This is a genomic window from Candidatus Woesearchaeota archaeon (genome assembly GCA_003694805.1).
Lineage (GTDB): Archaea > Nanobdellota > Nanobdellia > Woesearchaeales > J110 > J110.
Window position 1 is genome coordinate 1 of the sequence record RFJU01000176.1, and the last position, 3,076, is coordinate 3,076.

Here is a 3,076-nt window from a genome sequence, read left to right on the forward strand (position 1 = left end):
ATATATATACTTTATACCCGTTATTTATATAAAGTTCTTTGTTTTTCACAAAAAAAGCATGGAACAACGAAAACTCATCAAATTCGGCAACAACTCCTACGTCATCTCCCTCCCAAAAAAATGGGTCCAAGAAAACGCCCTCACCAAAGGCACACCCCTCTACATCCAAGAACAAGACAACACCCTCCGCATCACCAGCACCCGGCCAACACACCCCCACCAAGACAAAGAACTCCGACTAGACGGCAGCCAAGACCTTGAAGCCCTCAAGCTCAACATCATCTCCGCCTACATCAACAACTACAAACGCATCATCATCCTCAACCCTCGAGAAAAAGTCCACAACATCCGCAACATCCTCCACAACACCATCGCCCTCGAAATCATAGAACAAACACCCAACATCATCGTCGCCCAAGACTACCTCGACCTCGAAGAAATATCCATCCAAGAACTCCTCAAACAAAGCGACGTCCTCATTCGCAGCATGCTCTCAGACACCAACACACTCATCGCAAAAAAACAAACCTACAAAAACACTGCGTTCGCACAAGAAATATCCGAACGCGACGAAGACATCAACCGCCTCACCCTCCTCGCCCACAAAACCATCAAATACCGCCTCACGAAAGCAAATGAAGACGCCGTCGCCCTCCTCAACTTCTGGGAAACCACCAAAACCCTTGAAAAAATAGGCGACGAAATCAAACGCGTCGTACGCCTACTCATCCAGCGAGAACTACAACGCTACAAAGAACTCATCTACCTCCTGCGCGACGTGGAAACACACCATAGCAACATCATGGACATCTACTACGCCAACGACAAAGAAGGCGCCCTCCTCCTCGCAGCAAAAAAACACACAAGAATGGAGCAGGCAACCAAACTCTACAAAACATACCACAACAACCTCACCATCGCCACCTGCCTCACCCGCATCCTCATCATCCTCCAATACCAAAACATCCTCCTCCGCATGACGTACCAATAAACATCCACCAAGCGTCCGCCACGTTCACCCCCCCATCACCTGACCACGCCGCCTGGACGGACAGCCTGCTTCTTCACCCAAAAAAAAGTTTTCAAAAAAAAACTGAACCTTTAAATACCTCTTCTTGAAAAAAAGAAGCCATGCAAGAACTTCGCCGCTCAGCAGGATTTTGGACCATCGTCGCGCTCACCCTCACCTCCCTCATCGGCTCAGGCACGTTCTTCGGCATCAGCCTCGCAGCAAACCAAGCAGGCATCTTCTCCCTCGTCTCATGGCTCATCCTCGGCCTCATATCCATCTACGTCGCGGCCTGCTTCGGAGAACTCATCGCCATGTTCCCCAAAGCAGGAGGCGTCTACGAATTCAGCAAAGAAGCATACGGCATCACCACGAGCTACATCATGGGCTGGGTCGCGTGGATGGTCAGCAACGTCACCGCCGCGATCCTCATCGTTTCCTCTATTGACTACATCCTCCCCGCACAACTCAAACAACACCTCATCCCCATCAGCGTCGCCGTTATCCTCTTCTTCAACGCCATCACTTATTTCGGCATTGAAGCAAGCGGCGTCGTCCTCGGCATCTTCGCCTTCATAGGCGTCGGCGCGATCATCCTCTTCACCGTCCTCGGCTTCCTCCAATTCGACCCGCAACGAATCATCCCAAGCACGAGCCCAGGCTTGCTCGCCATCTTCGCAGCACTCTTCTTCATCTTAGAATCCCTCATGGGGTGGGAAAGCGCAGGCTACCTCGCAGAAGAAACGAAAAACCCAGAACGCGTCATCCCCAAAGCCCTCATGATTGCCACCTTCCTCTCAACCCTCATGGCTGTCGGCCTGGCCGCCGCCATCCTCGGCGCCGCCCCCCTCGACACCATCGTCCACTCCCCTCGCATTGTAGAGATCGTGGCGACAAACTACCTCGGCAACTCCTACAGCTTCATCATCCAAATTTCCATCTTCCTCGCACTCATCGGGTCCGCCCTGGGCGGCATCGTCGCCGCGCCACGCCTCCTCATGGCCCTTGCGCGAGACAAACTCTTCTTTGAATCCTTCGCAAAACTCCACCCCCGCTTCAACACCCCCCACCTCGCCGTCATCCTCCAAACCATCTTCACCATCCTCGTCGTCATCTTCACCGCCGGCATCTACAAATCCATGCTCAGCATCCTCGTCATCATGGCCCTCATCATGTACGTCCTCGTCATCATCATCATCCCCCTCTTACGCCACAAACAACCAAACCGGGACCGCCCCTTCAAAGTGTGGTTCGGCAAGACCGGCCCGTGGCTCATCTCCCTCCTCTACCTCGGCACCGTTATTTCCTGGACCATCCGCGAACCAGAAGCCCTCAGCCTCCTCAAGGTAACCGCCTCGCTCCTCGGCATCGGCATCCCCATCTTCCTCTTCCTCAGCTTCCACTACAACCCCGACTTCATAAGAAAATTCACCGACGCCGCCGCGCCACTCAACTATCTCCTTGAAAACATCTTCTTCCCAAAACGCCTCAGAGAAACAATAGTCTCATTTGAAAACCTGGAAGGAAAGACCATCCTGGAATACGGCGCGGGCGTTGGCACCCTCACTCTCCATCTCGCCCACAAAGTCGGACCAACAGGACGCATCATCGCAACAGACCATTCAGAAGCCTCGCTCAACATCCTCCGCCGCCGACTCAACAAACACGGCTTTCACAACATCCACACCATGCACGACCCCCACCACACCACACGAGTCCACCCCGGCGTCCCGAAGGTCGATTTCATCTTCTCCGTCGGGATGCTCAGCTACATGCAAAACCCCCTCAAAATCCTCAAGGAAATGCACAGCATCATCCCCGACCTGGGCAGGGTCTGCTTCGTCGAATACGTCAACCTCTTCGGCATCTTCCCCGACCCGCAATGGCTAAGCAACGAGGAACGCCTCAAAGAGCTCTTCAAAGAAGCAGGATTCTCCATACGCATCATACGAAAAAACGGCTGGTTTTGGAACTACCTCATCATCTACGCTATGAAAACAGGACACAACGTCCCCTTCATCTAACAAATCCTGCATTACAAAAAAAAACAAAAGGAAAGAAATAAAA

2 protein-coding genes are annotated in these 3,076 nt (G+C 52.7%); both read left to right on the top strand.

Features of this window, described 5'->3' with window-relative positions:
- Positions 1–991, top strand: a 991-nt coding sequence (locus tag D6783_06210; GenBank protein RME51959.1) for a phosphate uptake regulator PhoU, incomplete at its 5' end; no start/stop codon positions are given.
- A gap of 140 nt (positions 992–1,131) precedes the next feature.
- On the top strand, positions 1,132–3,033 hold the full coding sequence (locus D6783_06215; GenBank protein RME51960.1) for an amino acid permease: 1,902 nt from the start codon (positions 1,132–1,134) through the stop codon (positions 3,031–3,033).
- Positions 3,034–3,076 lie beyond the last annotated feature (43 nt).

What these genes read in the sequence shown, in the direction of transcription:
- D6783_06215 (RME51960.1), top strand. Translation starts at nt 1,132, where the DNA reads ATGCAAGAACTTCGCCGCTCAGCAGGATTTTGGACCATCGTCGCGCTC.